At 64.6% G+C, this 16,371-nt stretch carries 15 protein-coding genes; 7 read left to right on the forward strand and 8 right to left on the reverse strand.

Going from position 1 to position 16,371, the window contains the following annotated elements; translation table 11 throughout:
* Positions 1-33: 33 nt before the first annotated feature.
* From AC1D1F_RS18590 to AC1D1F_RS18610, 5 genes are all read right to left on the reverse strand, one after another.
* Complete coding sequence (locus tag AC1D1F_RS18590; protein ID WP_477674927.1) at positions 34-966, reverse strand: LysR family transcriptional regulator; 933 nt, start codon at positions 964-966, stop codon at positions 34-36.
* Between the two features lie 61 nt (positions 967-1,027).
* Positions 1,028-1,957 (reverse strand): SMP-30/gluconolactonase/LRE family protein, encoded by a 930-nt coding sequence (locus tag AC1D1F_RS18595; RefSeq protein WP_477674928.1) that lies wholly within the window; start codon positions 1,955-1,957, stop codon positions 1,028-1,030.
* 10 nt (positions 1,958-1,967) lie between these two features.
* Positions 1,968-2,939 carry a Bug family tripartite tricarboxylate transporter substrate binding protein gene (locus AC1D1F_RS18600; protein WP_477674929.1) on the reverse strand — a complete coding sequence of 324 codons (972 nt, stop codon included), beginning with the start codon at positions 2,937-2,939 and terminating at the stop codon, positions 1,968-1,970.
* A gap of 34 nt (positions 2,940-2,973) precedes the next feature.
* Positions 2,974-4,182, reverse strand: coding sequence for a CaiB/BaiF CoA transferase family protein (locus AC1D1F_RS18605; RefSeq protein ID WP_477674930.1), 1,209 nt, complete (start codon positions 4,180-4,182; stop codon positions 2,974-2,976).
* On the reverse strand, positions 4,175-5,128 hold the full coding sequence (locus AC1D1F_RS18610) for a hydroxymethylglutaryl-CoA lyase (protein ID WP_477674931.1): 954 nt from the start codon (positions 5,126-5,128) through the stop codon (positions 4,175-4,177). The genes AC1D1F_RS18605 and AC1D1F_RS18610 overlap by 8 nt, the downstream gene beginning before the upstream one ends.
* A 103-nt stretch (positions 5,129-5,231) precedes the next feature.
* On the opposite strand from AC1D1F_RS18610, the gene AC1D1F_RS18615 reads away from it, so the two are divergent.
* Positions 5,232-5,960, forward strand: coding sequence for an IclR family transcriptional regulator (locus AC1D1F_RS18615; RefSeq protein ID WP_477674932.1), 729 nt, complete (start codon positions 5,232-5,234; stop codon positions 5,958-5,960).
* 30 nt (positions 5,961-5,990) lie between these two features.
* Here the strand turns inward: AC1D1F_RS18615 and AC1D1F_RS18620 are convergent, their stop codons facing one another.
* Together AC1D1F_RS18620 and AC1D1F_RS18625 are read right to left on the reverse strand one after the other, a co-directional pair.
* On the reverse strand, positions 5,991-6,917 hold the full coding sequence (locus tag AC1D1F_RS18620) for an aldose 1-epimerase (protein WP_477674933.1): 927 nt from the start codon (positions 6,915-6,917) through the stop codon (positions 5,991-5,993).
* Between the two features lie 49 nt (positions 6,918-6,966).
* On the reverse strand, positions 6,967-7,869 hold the full coding sequence (locus tag AC1D1F_RS18625) for an SMP-30/gluconolactonase/LRE family protein (protein ID WP_477674935.1): 903 nt from the start codon (positions 7,867-7,869) through the stop codon (positions 6,967-6,969).
* A 144-nt stretch (positions 7,870-8,013) separates the two neighbouring features.
* Between AC1D1F_RS18625 and AC1D1F_RS18630 the strand changes: the two genes are divergently transcribed.
* A complete protein-coding gene (locus AC1D1F_RS18630; protein ID WP_477674934.1) occupies positions 8,014-8,826 on the forward strand; it encodes an SDR family NAD(P)-dependent oxidoreductase in 813 nt (270 codons plus the stop codon).
* Positions 8,827-8,835: 9 nt separating this feature from the next.
* Here the strand turns inward: AC1D1F_RS18630 and AC1D1F_RS18635 are convergent, their stop codons facing one another.
* Positions 8,836-9,795 carry a LysR family transcriptional regulator gene (locus AC1D1F_RS18635; RefSeq protein WP_477653917.1) on the reverse strand — a complete coding sequence of 320 codons (960 nt, stop codon included), beginning with the start codon at positions 9,793-9,795 and terminating at the stop codon, positions 8,836-8,838.
* A gap of 105 nt (positions 9,796-9,900) precedes the next feature.
* Here AC1D1F_RS18635 and AC1D1F_RS18640 point away from each other — a divergent pair, with 105 nt between their 5' ends.
* The 5 genes from AC1D1F_RS18640 to mmsB all read left to right on the forward strand — a co-directional run bounded on the left by AC1D1F_RS18640 (position 9,901) and on the right by mmsB (position 16,367).
* Entirely contained in the window at positions 9,901-11,352 is a 1,452-nt protein-coding gene (locus AC1D1F_RS18640; protein ID WP_477696194.1) for an aldehyde dehydrogenase family protein, read from the forward strand.
* A gap of 55 nt (positions 11,353-11,407) precedes the next feature.
* Positions 11,408-12,373 carry an ABC transporter substrate-binding protein gene (locus AC1D1F_RS18645; RefSeq protein ID WP_477696195.1) on the forward strand — a complete coding sequence of 322 codons (966 nt, stop codon included), beginning with the start codon at positions 11,408-11,410 and terminating at the stop codon, positions 12,371-12,373.
* 65 nt (positions 12,374-12,438) lie between these two features.
* Positions 12,439-13,509, forward strand: a complete 1,071-nt coding sequence (chvE, locus tag AC1D1F_RS18650) for a multiple monosaccharide ABC transporter substrate-binding protein (protein WP_477677635.1) — start codon at positions 12,439-12,441, stop codon at positions 13,507-13,509.
* A gap of 130 nt (positions 13,510-13,639) precedes the next feature.
* The gene (mmsA, locus tag AC1D1F_RS18655; RefSeq protein ID WP_477696205.1) at positions 13,640-15,148 is read left to right on the forward strand and encodes a multiple monosaccharide ABC transporter ATP-binding protein; all 1,509 of its coding nucleotides are present in this window, start codon (positions 13,640-13,642) and stop codon (positions 15,146-15,148) included.
* Between the two features lies 1 nt (position 15,149).
* The gene (mmsB, locus tag AC1D1F_RS18660; RefSeq protein ID WP_477696196.1) at positions 15,150-16,367 is read left to right on the forward strand and encodes a multiple monosaccharide ABC transporter permease; all 1,218 of its coding nucleotides are present in this window, start codon (positions 15,150-15,152) and stop codon (positions 16,365-16,367) included.
* Positions 16,368-16,371 lie beyond the last annotated feature (4 nt).

Here is a 16,371-nt window from a genome sequence, read left to right on the forward strand (position 1 = left end):
AGATCCTTTTTCAGTCTCGTGGGTTTGGGATGGTCAGGCTTTGGGGGCAACGGGGGCTGCCGGGGTGCGCCAGAACTCCGCCTGGCTGTAGTGGTGCTTCAGGAAGTCTACCCACAGGCGCACCCGCAGCGGCAAATGTTTGCGCTGCGGGAACACCGCGTAAATGCCGTTGGGCGGCGCGGCGAAGTCTTCCAGCACCGCCGTCAGCCGGCCGGCGGCGATTTCCGATTCGACCTCCCAGGTGCTGCGCCAGGCGATGCCGCAGTCGGCCAGGCACCAGTCGTGCAGGACCTGGCCGTCGGAGCAATCGAGCGGCCCGCCCGGTTTGAGGTGCACCAGCTCGCCGCCCACCTGGAAGGCCCAGCCCCGTGTCTGCGAGGCGTCGCTGGACAGCGTGAGGCAGTCAAAGCGCGCCAGTTCGCTGGGGTGTTGCGGCGTGCCGTGAGTTTTCAGGTAGCGCGGCGTGGCCACGCACAGACGCCGGTTGTCGGCCATGCGCACGCTGACCAATGAGGAGTCGGGCAGGTCGCCCACGCGCACCGCGCAGTCAAAGCCCTCACCCGCCAGGTCCACCACGCGGTCGCTGAGGTTCAGCGAGATGGTGACGTCGGCATGCTGCTCGCGGAAGCGGGTCACCAGCGGCGCGACGTGGCGCCGCCCGAACCCCGCCGGCGCCGTGACGCGCAAATGGCCGCTGGCCTTGACGCCGCCGGCCGACACGCTGGCTTCGGCGTTGGCCAGGTCGGCCAGCAGGCGCTGGCAATCCTCGAGGAAGGCGCTGCCCTCATGCGTGAGTGCGATGCGCCGCGTGGTGCGCACCAGCAGCTTCACGCCCAGGCGTTCTTCCAGCGCGTCCAGCCGGCGGCCCATGATGGCGGGCGCCACGCCCTCGGATTTGGCTGCCGCCGTCAGGCTGCCGCGCGCCACCACCGAGACAAAGGATTCCAGCTGCTTGAGTTTGTCCATGCATGTTCATTATGCGCATGAATGTCAGTAATCAACAGAGAATCCCTGCTTATTCCGTCGCCTATTTTGATGCGCCGTGCGAATACAAGGCTTGGCCTTGCGCGGGCAGCTCCGCCATCAGCACGCTACCGGTCTGCGATTCGGTCATGAGCAGCTCGCGCGTGCCCGGCCGGAAGGCGACATTGGTAATGGTCGCGCCCACGGGGCTGCGTACGAAATGGGTCAGCTCGCCGCGCGCATTGAGCACAAAAGCGCCGCCCAGGCTGGCATGCGCGACGACCAACCGGCCCTCCACGTCCATCGCCATGCCATCGGGGCCGCTGGCGCCGAAGAAGGTCTGGAAGGCGCCCATCTTGGAAATGGAGCCGTCGGGCAACAGCGGCGCTCGCCACACCGCATTGCCGCGCGTCACGGCGACGAACAACACCTTGCCGTCGGCGCTCAGCGCGATGCCGTTGGGGCTGGGCGCATTGCCAAGCAGCAGGTCGAGCTGGCCGTTTTCGCGCAGCCGGTAGACGCGGCCCGTGGCGTCGTGCAGGCCGGTCTGCCCCTGGTCGGTGAAATAGCACTGGCCCTCGGCGTCGAAGGTGAGGTCGTTCACGCCCTTGAAGGCTTCACTGTTGCGGTGGCCCAGCAGCGTGTCCACACGCCCCGAGGCCGGGTCCAGCTTGAGGATGCCGCGCTGGTAGTCGGCGATCCAGACACTGCCATCCTTGTGCACGGCCAGGCCGTTGGGCCAGCCCTCGTACTGCGCGACCTGTGTCCATTGCAGGTCGGGGCTGACGCGGAAGATGCGGCCGTAAGGAATGTCGGTGAGGTAAAGGTTGCCGGCGCGGTCGAAGGCCGGGCCTTCGAGGAAGCTGTCCATGACGTGGCCGGGTTTGTTGGCATCCACCCAGGCCGTGGGCCGGGGCTGGCGCATGCTGTCCGGCAGGCGGGTCAGCACCCGGGCTTCAATGATTTGCGGCGGCGTGAACGAGAGGTTCCACATGTTGCGACTCTTACTCGGGTTTCACGCCGGCCAGCCTGGCCACCGCGCCCCAGATCATGGTTTCCTGCTTGATGAAGCCGGCAAAGTCGGCCGGCGAGATGCCGCCGGGCTGCGCGCCCTGCTGTGTCAGGCGCTCGCGCAGGGCCGGATCGGCCAGCGCTTTTTTGACTTCCGCCTGCAGCTTGTTGACCACTTCGGGCGGCGTGCCCTTGGGCGCCACCAGGCCGAACCAATTGGTGACCGTGTAGCCGCGCAGGCCCGCTTCCTTGAAGGTGGGCACGTCGGGCAGGCTGGGCAGGCGCTTGTCGCCGGTGATGGCCAGCGCGCGCAGCTTGCCGCCCTTGACCTGCGGGATCGCCGTGGGGCTGGCGGTCACCAGCACATCGACCTGGCCCGACACCACGCCCAGCATGGCCTCGCCGGCACCCTTGTAAGGAATGTGCGTCATGAAGAATTTTCCTTCCTTCTTCAGCAGTTCTGCCGACAGGTGAGTGGAGCTGCCGGGGCCGCCCGAGCCGAAATTGAGCTTGCCCGGATTTTTCTGCGCGAAAGCCAGCAGCTCGGCCAGCGTCTTGTAGGGCGAGTTGACCCCCACCACCAGCACCACGGGTGTCTGTGCGATGGTTGTCACCGGCACCAGGCCGTTGGCATGGTCCCAGGGCAGCTTGCTGAACAGCGAGGGCAGCATGGCGTAGGTGGTGTCGTTGGTCAGCAGGGTGTAGCCGTCGGGCGCGGCCTTGGCCACCAGGTCCGTGCCTATGGTGCCGCTGGCACCAGCCTTGTTCTCGACGTAAAACGATTGCCTGGTCTGCTCGGTGAGTTTTTGCGCGATTTGCCGTGCCGCGTAGTCGGTGGTGCCGCCGGGCGCATAGGGCACGATGATGCGCACCGGCTTTTCCGGCCATGCGCTTTGTGCCCAGCCTGTGAGTTGGCCCAGGCCCAGGCCCGCCGCGATCAAAAGGTGTTTCAGGTTCTGCTTCATGCTTGTCTCCGTTGGTGTTGTGTCGTCGTAATGCTCAGCGCGTAATTCCCGCAGCCTGGAAGGCCGCGATGGCCTCTTCGGCATAACCGAGTTCCCGCAGCAGTTCCTGCGTGTGCTCACCGAGCCGGGGCGGGTTCATGCGCACGCCGGGCCGCTCGCCGCCCAGCGTGAGCGGCAGCAGCACGGTGGACGTCACCTGTCCCGCGCGCTCGCCGTCGCACAGGGTGATGGGCGCCAGCCCGCCGGTGGCCTTGAGGTGCGGATCCTCGAACAGGTCTTGCGGCCGGGTGATGGGCGCGAAGGGCAGCGCATGCATTTCAAACACGGCACCCAGTTCGGCGGCGCTGTGCCCGGCCAGGTGCGAGCGCAGCAGCGGCATCAGCCAGTCGCGCGCGCGCACGCGGTCGTTGTTGCTGTGCAGCCGCGGGTCGGCGCGTAGCTCCTGCAGGCCGAAGGCTTCGCAGAAAACCGCCCACTGCGTGTCGCTCACGATGGCCAGGAAAATCTGCTCGCCGTCCCGGACCGTGAAGACGTCGTAAACCGCCCAGGCCGAAATGCGGCTGGGCATGGGCGCGGCAGGCTGGCCGGTCACGGCGAACTGCATCATGTGCTGTGCCACCAGGAAAACGTTGTTTTCAAACAGCGCGGACTGCACTTCCTGGCCCTTCCCCGTTTTCTCGCGCGCGGCTAGCGCGGCCATGGCGCCTATGGCCCCGAACATGCCGCCCATGATGTCGTTGACGCTGCTGCCGGCGCGCAGCGGGTCGCCGGCGCGGCCCGTCATATGGGCCAGGCCGCCCATCATCTGCACGACTTCGTCGAGTGCCGTGCGGTGGTCGTAAGGGCCGGGCAGGAAACCCTTGTGGCTCACGTAAATCAAGCGCTCGTTGAGCTGCGACAGGCTGGCGTAGTCCAGGCCCAGCTTCTTCATGGTGCCGGGCTTGAAGTTTTCGCTGACCACGTCGGCCGTGGCGATGAGCTTGAGCACCAGCTCGCGACCCTCGGGTTTTTGGAGGTCGACGGCGATGCTTTTTTTGTTGCGATTGAACATGGGGAAAAACCCCGCGCCCGAACCGATCAGCTTGCGGGTGTTGTCCCCGGTAATCGGCTCGACCTTGATGACCTCCGCGCCCAGGTCGGCCAGCAGCATGCCGCAGGTCGGCCCCATGACCATGTGGGTGAACTCGACGACGCGCAGGCCCGCATAGGGCAGTGGCCTGGCTGTGGAATCGGCTTCAGGCATGCGTACCTCCCTGTACAAAACCTTTGGGCAAACCCGCCTCGGGCGTCATGCCGTAAATCGCCTCGCCCGGCAGCCCGGCCCGCAGCGGCTCACGCGCGGCCATCAGCCGGCCCAGGTCCACGCCGGTCGAAACACCCATGGCCTCGAACATGAAGACCAGGTCTTCGGTGACCACGTTGCCCGACGCGCCCGGCGCATAGGGGCAGCCGCCCAGGCCGCCCAGCGAGGCATCGAAGGTGCGCACGCCTTCTTCGTAGGCGGCCAGGCAGTTGGCCAGGCCCAGGCCGCGCGTGTTGTGCAGATGCGCCGCGCCGGCGTGTTCGCCGATCTCGGCGCGCAGCCGCCTGAAGAGGCGCCTGACCTGCGCCGGGTTGGCATAACCCGTGGTGTCCGACAGGCCTGATTCGTCGGCGCCCGCGGCAATGCACTGCGCGGCCAGGCGGATCACGTCATCCTCCGCGACTTCGCCCTGCAAGGTGCAGCCGAAGGCGGTGGAAATGCCGGCCTCGACTTTCACCTGGGGCGCGGTGTCGCGGCGCAGCGCCGCAATGGCGCGCACTTCCTCGACCATCTCTTCGCGCGTCTTTCGCACATTGGCCAGCGAATGCGCGGCGCTGGCCGACACCGGCAGCGTCAGCTTGTGCACGCCGGCCGCCAGAGCCGCCTGCGCGCCGCGAAGGTTGGGCACCAGCGCCATGACCGTGAGGCCCGGCAAGGTGAGGGCGTGCCGCACCACCTCGGCCGCGTCGGCCATCTGCGGCAGCAATCTGGCCGGCACGAACGATGCGACCTCGATTTCGCGCAGGCCGGCGTCGTAAAGGGCTGTGATCCAGCGAAGTTTGTCGTCCGTCGGCATGACGGTTTTGACCGACTGCAGGCCGTCGCGCGGGCCGACTTCGCTGACCAGCACGTCCGGGCGGGTAAAGTGGGCTGGGCTTGTGTTCATGTTCAATGTTCTGTAAGATAGAATGTAGTTCTTTCTTGTGAAATGTTCCGCGTTAACCGCCGGCTTGTCAAGCCGCGCGGCGCGCAAGCCTTGAAAGGTGGCCATGCCCCGCAAAGCCCAGATCGAATCCCTCGCCGACAGCCATGCGGCGCCCGGCGGCGCGGCCGCGGTGGACCGCGCCCTGACCCTGCTTTCGGCTTTCCGCGCGGGCGACACCTCCCTGAGCCTGGCGGAACTTGCGATCCGCACGCAGCTGTACAAAAGCACGGTGCTGCGCCTGCTGGCCTCGCTTGAGCACGCGCGCCTGGTGCAGCGCCTGGACGACGGCAGCTACGGGCTGGGCAATGAGGTGGCGCGCCTCAACGCGGTGTACGCCGCCTCGTTTTCGCTGGATCGCGTGGTGCTGCCGGTGCTGCGCGAGCTGGTCGCGGCCACCGGCGAGAGCGCGGCCTACCACGTGCGCCAGGGCGAGGCCCGCCTGTGCCTGTATCGCGTGGACTCGCCGCAGCCGATCCGCGACCACATCCGGGCCGGTGACCTTTTGCCCGCTGATCGCGGTACGGGTGCCCGCATCCTGATCGCGTTCGACACCGACAGGGCAAGAGCCGCCGCGCGAAAAGACCATCAGCTTTACGCCAGGATCCGCGAACAGGGTTACTACACGGCTGTTGGCGACCGGCTGGCCGAGGTGGCCGGAATTTCAGCGCCGGTGTTCAGGGCCGACGGCATACTGGCGGGTGCGGTGACGCTGACCATGCCCGCCAATCGTTACAGCGAAACCCATGTCAAGCCGGTACTTGAAGCCGCCCGCCGCCTGACAGGCCAGGTTTAGAACCTGCTCACGGTCTAAACCTGTCTCGCTTCAGCCCTGCGCGGCCGCGCCTTCGATACGCCACTGGATGTTGAGCGAAAGCTGCTCCCCCGGCCCCAGCACACGCAGGCCGGGTTGCCCCGGCAGGTGGAAGGCATCGATGGGCTGCGTGATCGGCTCAAAACAAAACGCAGGCCCTTGCGGCGGCCGGTAGACCAGGCAAAAGTGCTGCGCCGCGCCGCCGTCTTCCTCGAAGTCCGGCATGCGGGCCGTGAGCTGCAGGCCCAGTTCAGGCCAGGTGATGCGGGCTTCGCCGCCCCAGCCGGTGTAGCCGTTGTCGATGAGCGGGCCGTTGGCCGGCGCGCCTTCATTCAGGTTCCAGCCGGCCGGAAAGTCCGTCGTGTGCCCAATCGGCAGCGGATCGTCGCCGCAGAGCCAAACACCTTGCACGGGCGCGCTAATCCGCGTTTGTGGGGTGCGGGGGAACCAGGGATGGACGCCCAGGCCGTAGGGCAGCGGCGTGACGCCCAGGTGGCGCACCTGCACCCGCTGGTCCAGCCCGCCGTCTACCAGCCGGAAAGTCTGCACGGCTTCATAGTCATACGGGTTGCCGTCGAAGCCATACGACACCAGCGTCATCACCAGTGTGTCGGCGGCCGGCTGCGAAAGCTGCCAGGGTTGCAGCCAGCCGTCGCCATGGATGGGATAGGGTTCCCCCTTTCGGTTGGGCCGCATCGCGTGAAACCGCCCCGCGTGCGTGAAGCCGCCGCTACTGATGCGGTTGGACCACGGCACCATGGCAAATGAAGCGGTCTGGTAGAGGTCTTCTGTCTTGCCGTCCCAGGGCCGCCAGAGGTCCAGCGGCCCTTGCGGACGGTCAAGTTGCCAGGCTGCCACGCTGCCGCCCAGCGAGGGCAGCAGCCCCAGGCGCTGGCCGGCGTGGCGCAGCCAGGCAACGGGATGCGCGGAATCAGTCATGGCGATCTTTCACGGTTGGGGGTAGTCCATGGTGCCGTCGTCCATGCCATCAGCCGCCGAACAAACCGGCGGGCAGGCCCGGGCTTTCCATGGCCACCGCGAACAGGCCGCCGGCCAGCGGCTGGTCGGCGAGCTGTTCCGGCGTGAGCCCGGTCCGGGCGGTGCTGATAAAAAGCGTGCGCATGTCCGGCCCGCCAAAGGCGCAGTTGGTCACATGGCTGGTCGGCAGCGGCACGCGGCACAGCTCTTGCGCGGTGACCGGGTCATGGCAACTGACGCAGGCGCCGCCCCAGTGGGCAATCCACAGGCGGCCCGCGGCATCGGTGGTCATGCCGTCGGGCACGCCGTCACCCGGCGCAAAAGCCAGCCAGAGACGCTTGTTCGACAAGCTGCCGGCGCCGGTATCGAAGTCATAAGCATAGATGCGGCCGTTGACGGTGTCGTTGAAATACAGGGTGCGCGCGTCGATGGACCAGGTGGGGCCGTTGGTCACCGCAAAACCTTCATCATGGCGCGTGCATCGGCCGTCGGGGTCGTAGCGATACAGCGCGCCGGTCGGGGCCACGCAATCAAAGTCCATGGTCCCCGCCCAGAAACTGCCTTGTGCATCACACTTGCCGTCATTGAAGCGATTGCCCGGCAAGTTGGCTTCGGGCTGGTGCAGGTAGGTCGGCGCGGTGTCCGACGCGGGGTCGAACAGCGCGAAGCCGCGCCGCAGGGTCACGATCAGGCCGGGCGCATAAGCCCGTTCAGCCAGCGCGGAAATTTCCTCGTCAAAAGACCAGCTGCTGCGCGCACCGGTGGCCGGGCGGAAGCGGTGCAGGCGGCGCCCAAGGATGTCCACCCAGTACAGGGACTGCTCGCGCGGCGACCACAGCGTGCCTTCACCGAGCAGGGCCCCGGCCGGATGAACGCAATGCGCCCTGTCGGGCACCGCCAGGGTCGTGGGCATGTCCAGAATCGATGTCACTGATGTCCCCTGTTGTTGCGGGCCGGCGTTGAGACCGCAGCCTTTTTTCTTGACGCGATGGATAATATCAATGCATAGTGATGTTGAAAACTTATTATTTATAAATTCATTGATACATAAATTGCAATGTCAAACATTTCCAGCTCCCTTCCCGTGCGCACCGCTCCCGCCGCCGGCACCCTGTCCGTTTTTCCCAGCCTGAACCAGCGCTCGGTGTTTGTCACCGGCGGAGGAAGCGGCATAGGCGCAGCCATCGTGACCGCGTTTGCGCAACAGGGCGCGCGCGTTGCCTTTATTGATGTCGCCAAGGAGGCCAGCGAAGCGCTGGCGCAGCAACTCGCGGATGCCGGGCACACCCGCCCGTGGTGGCGCGCTTGCGACGTGCGGGACGTGGGCGCGCTGCAGGCTGCCATCGCCGAGGCGGCGGGCGCACTGGGCGATTTCTCGGTGCTGGTCAACAACGTTGCCAGCGATGACCGCCACAGCCTGGAGTCCGTGACCCCCGCCTACTATGACGACCGCATCGCGATCAACGAGCGGCCGGCTTTTTTTGCGATCCAGTCGGTGGTGCCGGGCATGCAGCGGCTGGGCGCCGGCTCCATCATCAATCTGGGTTCCACCGGCTGGCAGGGCAAGGGCACGGGCTACCCGTGCTACGCCATCGCCAAGTCTTCGGTGAACGGCCTGACGCGCGGGCTGGCGAAAACACTGGGCCGCGACCGCATCCGCATCAACACCGTCTCGCCGGGCTGGGTCATGACCGAGCGGCAGATCGAGCTCTGGCTGAATGCCGAAGGCGAGAAGGAGCTCGAGCGCAACCAGTGCCTGCCCGACAAACTGCTGCCCCACGACATCGCCCGCATGGTGCTGTTCCTCGCCTCCGATGACGCCGCCATGTGCACAGCGCAGGAGTTCAAGGTGGATGCCGGCTGGGTCTGACTTTGTGCCCTAATCCGCTTCGAGCTTGCGCCCGTAGAGTGTGAAGCTCGCCGTTTTCAGGGCCTTCATCATGACCTTGGCGGCGGGCGAAGGCAGCCGGTCGGTGCGGGTGATGATGCCGAAGGCGTCCATGTGGCAGGGCATGTCCAGCGGCAGCACCGAGACGAGGCCGTGCGCGGCGTAATACCGCGCAACGTCGGCCGCGACCACGGCCACCATGTCGCTTTGCTGCAGCATGCGCGTGATGAAAAGCAGCGCTGAGGACTCGACCACGTTGATCGGCGGCGCCAGCCCGTCTTCCTGGAACATCAGCTCGAACCGGTGCCGCAGCACGCTGCCCGCGGGCGGCACGATCCAGGCGGCCGCCACCACGTCGCGCAGGGTGAGGCCCGACACGCCCAGCAAGGGATGCCCCGGCCTTGCCATGGCGCAGACCGGCTCTTCGACCAGGGGCTCGTAGCGCAGGTTCGTCTTGTCGTGCTCGGCGAACAGGCGTGCCACCAGGATGTCGAGCCTGCCCTGCTCCAGCCGCTCCAGCAGGACCGGGCTGGTTTCGATGTCCAGGGAGATGCGCAGGCTCGGGTGCTCCTGTTTGACCACGGCGACCGCGGAGGGCAGCAGGGCCAGCCCCGGCGAGGTGATCGCGCCTATGCCCACATGGCCGAAGTGCCCGGTTTTGAGCGCCGTGAGCTCGTCGTGCGCCTGGTTCAGGCTGGCCAGCGCCATGCGCGCGTGGCGGATCATGGTCTCGCCATACCAGGTCGGCCGCATGCCGCGCGGAAGGCGCTCGAACAGCGGGACCTCCAGGACGTCTTCCAGGTCCTTGAGCAGCTTGGACGCGGCCGGCTGCGTCATGCTGAGGACCTGCGCCGCGCGGTGGATGTTGCCTTCTTCGGCGAGCGCCACCAGCAGCAGCAATTGCCGGGTTTTGAGCCGCGCGCGTATGAACCAGTGGTTATAAGTACTCATCGGGTTTTCCAGAATGCGTAGAACGATATCTATTTTGTCAAAAAAACGATTAGATCGATATCAAAATGAATCATAGACTGCAGCGTGACAAAAAACGAGGCTTTCATGAAATTCGGCGAGCTGCAGCAAAGCGCCCGGCATTACATCAACGGGCGCTGGGAAACCGGCACAACAACAGGCACCAGCACCAACCCCTCGGATACCCGGGAGGTGGTGAGCGAATACGCGCGTGCCGACCGCAACCAGACCGAACTCGCCATCCGGGCCGCGTCCGAGGCCTTGCCGCATTGGAGCCACAGCACCCCGCAGCGCCGCGCCGACGTACTCGACCAGATAGGCAGCGAGATCCTGGCGCGCAAGGATGAGCTGGGCATGCTGCTGGCGCGGGAAGAAGGAAAAACATTGCCCGAAGGTGTGGGCGAAGCGGCGCGGGCCGGCCAGATCTTCAAGTTTTTCGCGGGAGAAGCGCTGCGTGTGCAGGGCGAGACCATGACTTCGGTGCGGCCCGGCATCCAGGTCGACGTGACACGTGAACCCGTCGGCGTGGTGGGAATCATCGCGCCGTGGAATTTCCCGCTGGCGATCCCGGCCTGGAAGATCGCCCCCGCTTTGGCCTATGGCAACACGGTGGTCTTCAAGCCGGCCGAGCTGGTCGCCACCTGCGGATGGGCGCTGGCCGAGATCATCAGCCGCTGCGGCTTGCCCGCGGGCGTGTTCAACCTGGTCATGGGCAGCGGCCGGGAAGTCGGGCAAACGCTGGTCGACCATCCCCTGGTCCATGCGCTGAGCTTCACAGGCTCGGTGTCGACCGGCGAACGCATTCTCCAGTCCGCCGCCGCGCGCCGCGCCAAGGTGCAACTTGAAATGGGCGGCAAAAATCCGCTGGTGGTGCTGGCCGATGCCGATCTTGACCGGGCCGTCGACTGCGCGGTGCAGGGTTCGTATTTTTCGACGGGCCAGCGTTGCACCGCGTCCAGCCGCCTCATCGTGGAGGCGCCCGTGCACGACGCCTTCGTTGCCCGGCTGCGCCACCGCATCGCCGCGCTCAAGGTGGGCCACGCGCTGGAACAAGGCATAGAAATGGGCCCCGTGGTTGACCAGGGCCAGCTTGAGCTGAACCAGTCGTATCTTGAGATAGGGCGCAACGAGGGCGCCGAGCATGTCTGGGGCGGCGAACTGCTGGAACGCCCGACACCGGGGCATTACATGAACCCGGCGCTTTTCCTGGCCCGGCCGGAGCACCGCATTGCGCGTGAAGAGATTTTCGGCCCCGTGGCATGCGTGCTGCAGGCCGATGACTTTGACCACGCGTTGGCCCTGGCCAACGACACGCCTTTCGGCCTGTGCGCGGGCATCTGCACTACCTCCCTCAAGCACGCCATGCATTTCAAGCGCCACGCCGAGGTCGGCATGACCATGGTGAACCTGCCCACGGCGGGTGTCGACTTTCACGTGCCCTTCGGCGGGCGCAAGGGATCCAGCTACGGCCCGCGCGAGCAAGGCCGTTACGCCGCGGAGTTTTACACCACCGTCAAGACCGGCTACGTGCTGGCCTGAGCCGTATGAAGATCACGGGAGAGCTGTCAGTTCAATTTCAACCAAAGGAGACAACATGAAGATCAATCGCCGTACCCTCGCCGCCGCGCTCGCGTGCGCCCCTCTTGCCGGCTTGCTGCCGGCTTCGGCCTGGGCGCAAAAACCCATCGTGCTGGGATTCAGCCAGGTGGGCGCGGAGAGCGAGTGGCGCACCGCTAACACCGAATCCATCAAATCGGCCGCCAAGGACGCCGGCATCGAGCTCAAATTCTCCGATGCGCAGCAAAAACAGGAGAACCAGATCAAGGCGATCCGTTCCTTCATTGCGCAAAAAGTGGACGTGATCGCGTTCTCGCCCGTGGTGGAGTCGGGCTGGGAAACCGTGCTGCGCGAGGCAAAGGCCGCCAAGATTCCGGTGGTCCTGACCGACCGCTCCGTCAACGTCAAGGACACCTCTTTGTATGTTTCGTTCATGGGTTCCGACTTTGTGGAGGAAGGCCGCAAGGCGGGCCGCTGGCTGGTCGAAAACATGAAAGGCACCAGCGGCCAGGTCAACATCGTCGAGCTGCAGGGAACCGTGGGCTCCGCACCGGCCATCGACCGCAAAAAGGGATTTGAAGAAATCATCAAGGCCGACCCGAAGTTCAAGATCATCCGTTCGCAGACCGGCGACTTCACCCGGGCCAAGGGCAAGGAAGTCATGGAAGCCTTCCTCAAGGCCGAAGGCAAGAAGATCAATGTGCTCTTCGCGCACAACGACGACATGGCCATAGGCGCGATCCAGGCGATTGAAGAGGCGGGCATGAAGCCGGCAAAGGACATCACCATCATCTCGATCGACGCCGTCAAGGGCGCTTTTGAGGCCATGATGGCCGGCAAGCTCAATGTGTCGGTGGAATGCAGCCCCTTGCTGGGTCCGCAACTGATGGCCGCGGTCAAGGACATCAAGGCCGGCAAGCCGGTGCAGAAACGTATCGTTACCGAAGAGGGGATTTTCCCGATGGAAGTGGCAGCCAAAGAGTTCCCCAAGCGTAAATACTGATTTGTGCGCTGCAATAGCGCACCGATACTGAAAAATTCATTCATAACACTCTAGGAGACAATTTCATGAAGCGTACTTTTCTGAAGACATTGCTGGCCGGCCTGGTTCTAGGCGCCATGGGTATTGCGCCGCTTGCCTACGCGCAGGACAAGGGCAGCATCGGCATCTCGATGCCGACCAAATCCTCGGCCCGCTGGATCGCCGACGGCGACAACATGGTCAAGGTGCTCAAGGAGCGCGGCTACAAGACCGACCTGCAATACGCCGACGACGACATCCCGAACCAGCTTGCCCAGATCGAGAACATGATCACCAAGGGCGCGAAGGTCCTGGTGATCGCCTCCATCGACGGCACCACCTTGTCCAAGGCCCTGCAAAACGCGGCCGACAAGGGTGTCAAGGTCATCGCCTATGACCGACTGATCAAGGGCTCGAAGAACGTGGATTACTACGCCACCTTCGACAACTTCCAGGTCGGCGTGCTGCAAGCCACTTCCATCGTCGACAAGCTGGGCCTGAAGCAAGGCAAGGGTCCTTTCAACATTGAACTCTTCGGCGGTTCACCCGACGACAACAACGCCTTCTTCTTCTACGACGGCGCCATGAGCGTGCTCAAGCCCTACATCGACAGCGGCAAGCTGGTGGTGCGCAGCAAGCAAATGGGCATGAACAAGGTCGGCACGCTGCGCTGGGACGGCGCGGTCGCGCAGGCACGCATGGACAACCTGCTGTCGGCTTACTACGGCAAGGAAAAAGTCCACGCGGTCCTGTCGCCTTATGACGGCCTGTCCATCGGCATCCTGTCCTCGCTCAAAGGCGTCGGCTACTGCTCAGCGCAGCAGCCTTGCCCGGTGGTCAGCGGGCAGGACGCCGAAATTCCTTCGGTGAAGTCCATCCTGAAAGGCGAGCAGTACTCGACCGTCTTCAAGGACACGCGCGAGCTGGCCAAGGTCACGGCCAACATGGTGGACGCCACGCTGTCCGGCAAACAACCCGAGATCAACGACACCAAAACCTATAACAACGGCGTGAAGGTGGTGCCCTCCTACCTGCTCAAGCCGGTGGCTGTGGATGCCTCCAACTGGAACCAGGTTCTGATTGGCAGCGGTTACTACAAAGAGTCGCAAATCAAGTAACCCTGCTTGAAGCTTGAAAGCACGACGGTCTCGTGCCCTGGGGGCACGGGACTGTTTACGCCCATGGGTGCCAATCACCTTCGGAGCGATTTTTGTACCAAAAGGACAGGCATTGGAAACGATTCTCGAGATGCGCGACATCCGCAAGACCTTTCCCGGGGTGGTCGCGCTGAACAAGGTCAACCTGCGCGTGCGCGCCGGGGAGATCCACGCCATCGTCGGTGAAAACGGCGCCGGCAAGTCGACCTTGATGAAGGTGCTTTCCGGTGTCTACCCGCACGGCTCTTACAGCGGCGACATTGTTTACGAAGGACAGGAACGCCGTTTCCTCGGTATCCACGACAGCGAACAGCTGGGCGTCATCATCATCCACCAGGAGCTGGCGCTGGTGCCGCTGCTGTCCATTGCCGAGAACATCTTCCTCGGCAACGAGACCGCGCAGCGTGGCGTGATCGACTGGATGGCCGCGCACAGCAAGACGCAGGCCCTGCTGAAAAAGGTCGGCCTCAAGGAGTCGCCCGCCACACTGATCACGGACATCGGCGTGGGCAAACAGCAGCTGGTGGAAATCGCCAAGGCCCTGTCACGGCAGGTCAAGCTGCTCATCCTCGACGAACCCACGGCCAGCCTCAACGAAGGCGACAGCCAGGCGCTGCTGGACCTGCTGCTGGAGCTCAAGGGCCAGGGCATCACCTGCATCCTCATTTCGCACAAGCTCAACGAAATTTCACGCGTGGCGGACGCCATCACCATCCTGCGCGACGGCAGCACCGTGGAAACGCTGGACTGCCGCGCCGCCGACCCCATCAGCGAAGACCGCGTGATCCGTGGCATGGTGGGCCGCGAGATGGCCGACCGCTACCCGCCGCGCGAGCCGCACATCGGCGAAACCGTGTTCGAAGTGCGCGACTGGAACGTCTACCACCCGCTGCACACCGACAGGCAGTTCATCAAGGGCGTCAACCTGCAGGTGCGGCGCGGTGAAATCGTCGGCATCGCCGGGCTGATGGGCGCGGGGCGCACGGAACTCGCCATGAGCATCTTCGGCCGTTCATGGGGGCGCCGTATCAGCGGCCAGGTCCTGCTGAACGGCCAGCCCGTCGATGTGGGCACCGTGGAGAAAGCTGTCCGCCACGGCCTGGCCTATGTGACCGAAGACCGCAAGGGCAACGGACTGGTACTGAACGAAGACATCCAGTTCAACGTCTCGCTGGCCAACCTCAAAGGCGTCTCAAGCGCCGCCGTCATCGACAGCGGCCGCGAATACCAGGTCGCGCAAAGCTACCGCGAAAAACTCCGCATCCGGTGCTCAAGCGTCGGCCAGAAAGTCCTCAATCTCTCGGGTGGGAACCAGCAAAAAGTGGTGCTCGGGAAATGGCTGTTCACCAGCCCCGAAGTGCTCATCCTCGACGAGCCCACGCGCGGCATCGACGTGGGCGCCAAGTACGAGATTTACACCCTGATGGCCCAGCTGGCGGCCGAAGGGAAATGCATCATCATGATTTCCTCGGAAATGCCCGAGCTGCTGGGCATGACAGACCGTATCTATGTCATGAACGAAGGCCGCTTCATCGCCGAGATGCCGACGGCCCAGGCCTCCCAGGAAAAGATCATGCGCGCGATCATGAAAGCAAGCTGAAATGAACAACGAGTCTTCCAACACCACCTCGATTGCCGCAAAAGCCGCCGCTGCAAGCGACAAATCGCCTCTCGACTACCTGAAGCACAACTTCCGCGAATACGGCATGCTGATCACGCTGGTGGCCATCATGGTCTTCTTCCAGTACATGACCGAGGGGACGCTCATGCAGCCCCTCAACCTCACCAACCTGGTCCTGCAGAACAGCTACATCGTCATCATGGCGCTGGGCATGCTGATGGTGATCGTGGCGGGCCATATCGACCTGTCGGTAGGCTCGGTGTGCGGCTTCATAGGCGCGCTGGCGGCCGTGCTGATGGTGGAGTACGGCTGGCATTTCGTGCCGGCCTCGCTGGTGTGCCTGCTCTGCGGCGCGTTGATAGGCGGGGTTCAGGGTTGGTTTGTCGCCTTCTTCCGCATCCCTTCTTTTATCGTCACGCTGGCCGGCATGCTGGTGTTCAAGGGGCTGGCGCTGGCGCTGCTGCAAGGCCAGTCGGTTGGCCCCTTCCCCGATTCATTCCAGATGCTCAGCTCGGGTTTCATGCCCGACCTGCTGAGCACCGACGGCCTGCGCATGACCTCGTTGCTGCTGGGCGTGGCGCTGGCCGCCGTGCTCGCCGTGGCCGGCATACGCGCGCGGGCCAAGCAGCTCAAGCACGGCATCCAGGCCGAGCCCGCCGCCATTTTCTTCGTCAAAACGGCGATGTTCTCGGCGCTCCTGATCTATTTCAGTTACCTGCTGGCGTCCTACAGGGGGCTGCCGAATGTGCTGATCGTGATGGCCGCGCTGATTTTCCTGTTCCACTTCATCACGGGCCGCACCACCATCGGGCGGCGCGTCTATGCGCTGGGCGGCAACGAAAAGGCCGCCAAGCTTTCGGGCATCAAGACCGAGCGCCTGGCCTTCTACACCTTCGTGAACATGGGCGTGCTGGCGGCGCTGGCGGGCCTGGTGTTCGCCGCGCGCCTGAATACCGCGACGCCCAAGGCCGGCCTGGGCTTTGAGCTCGACGTCATCGCCGCCTGTTTCATCGGCGGGGCCTCGGCCTCGGGCGGTGTGGGCAAGGTCATGGGCGCGGTGATCGGCGCGTTTGTGATGGGCGTGATGAACAACGGCATGTCCATCCTGGGCATAGGCATCGACTACCAGCAGGTCATCAAGGGCGTGGTGTTGCTGGCCGCCGTGTTTGTCGACGTCTACAACAAGAACAAGGCATGAACCA

The sequence above is a fragment of the Polaromonas sp. P1_H6 genome (genome assembly GCF_056405195.1).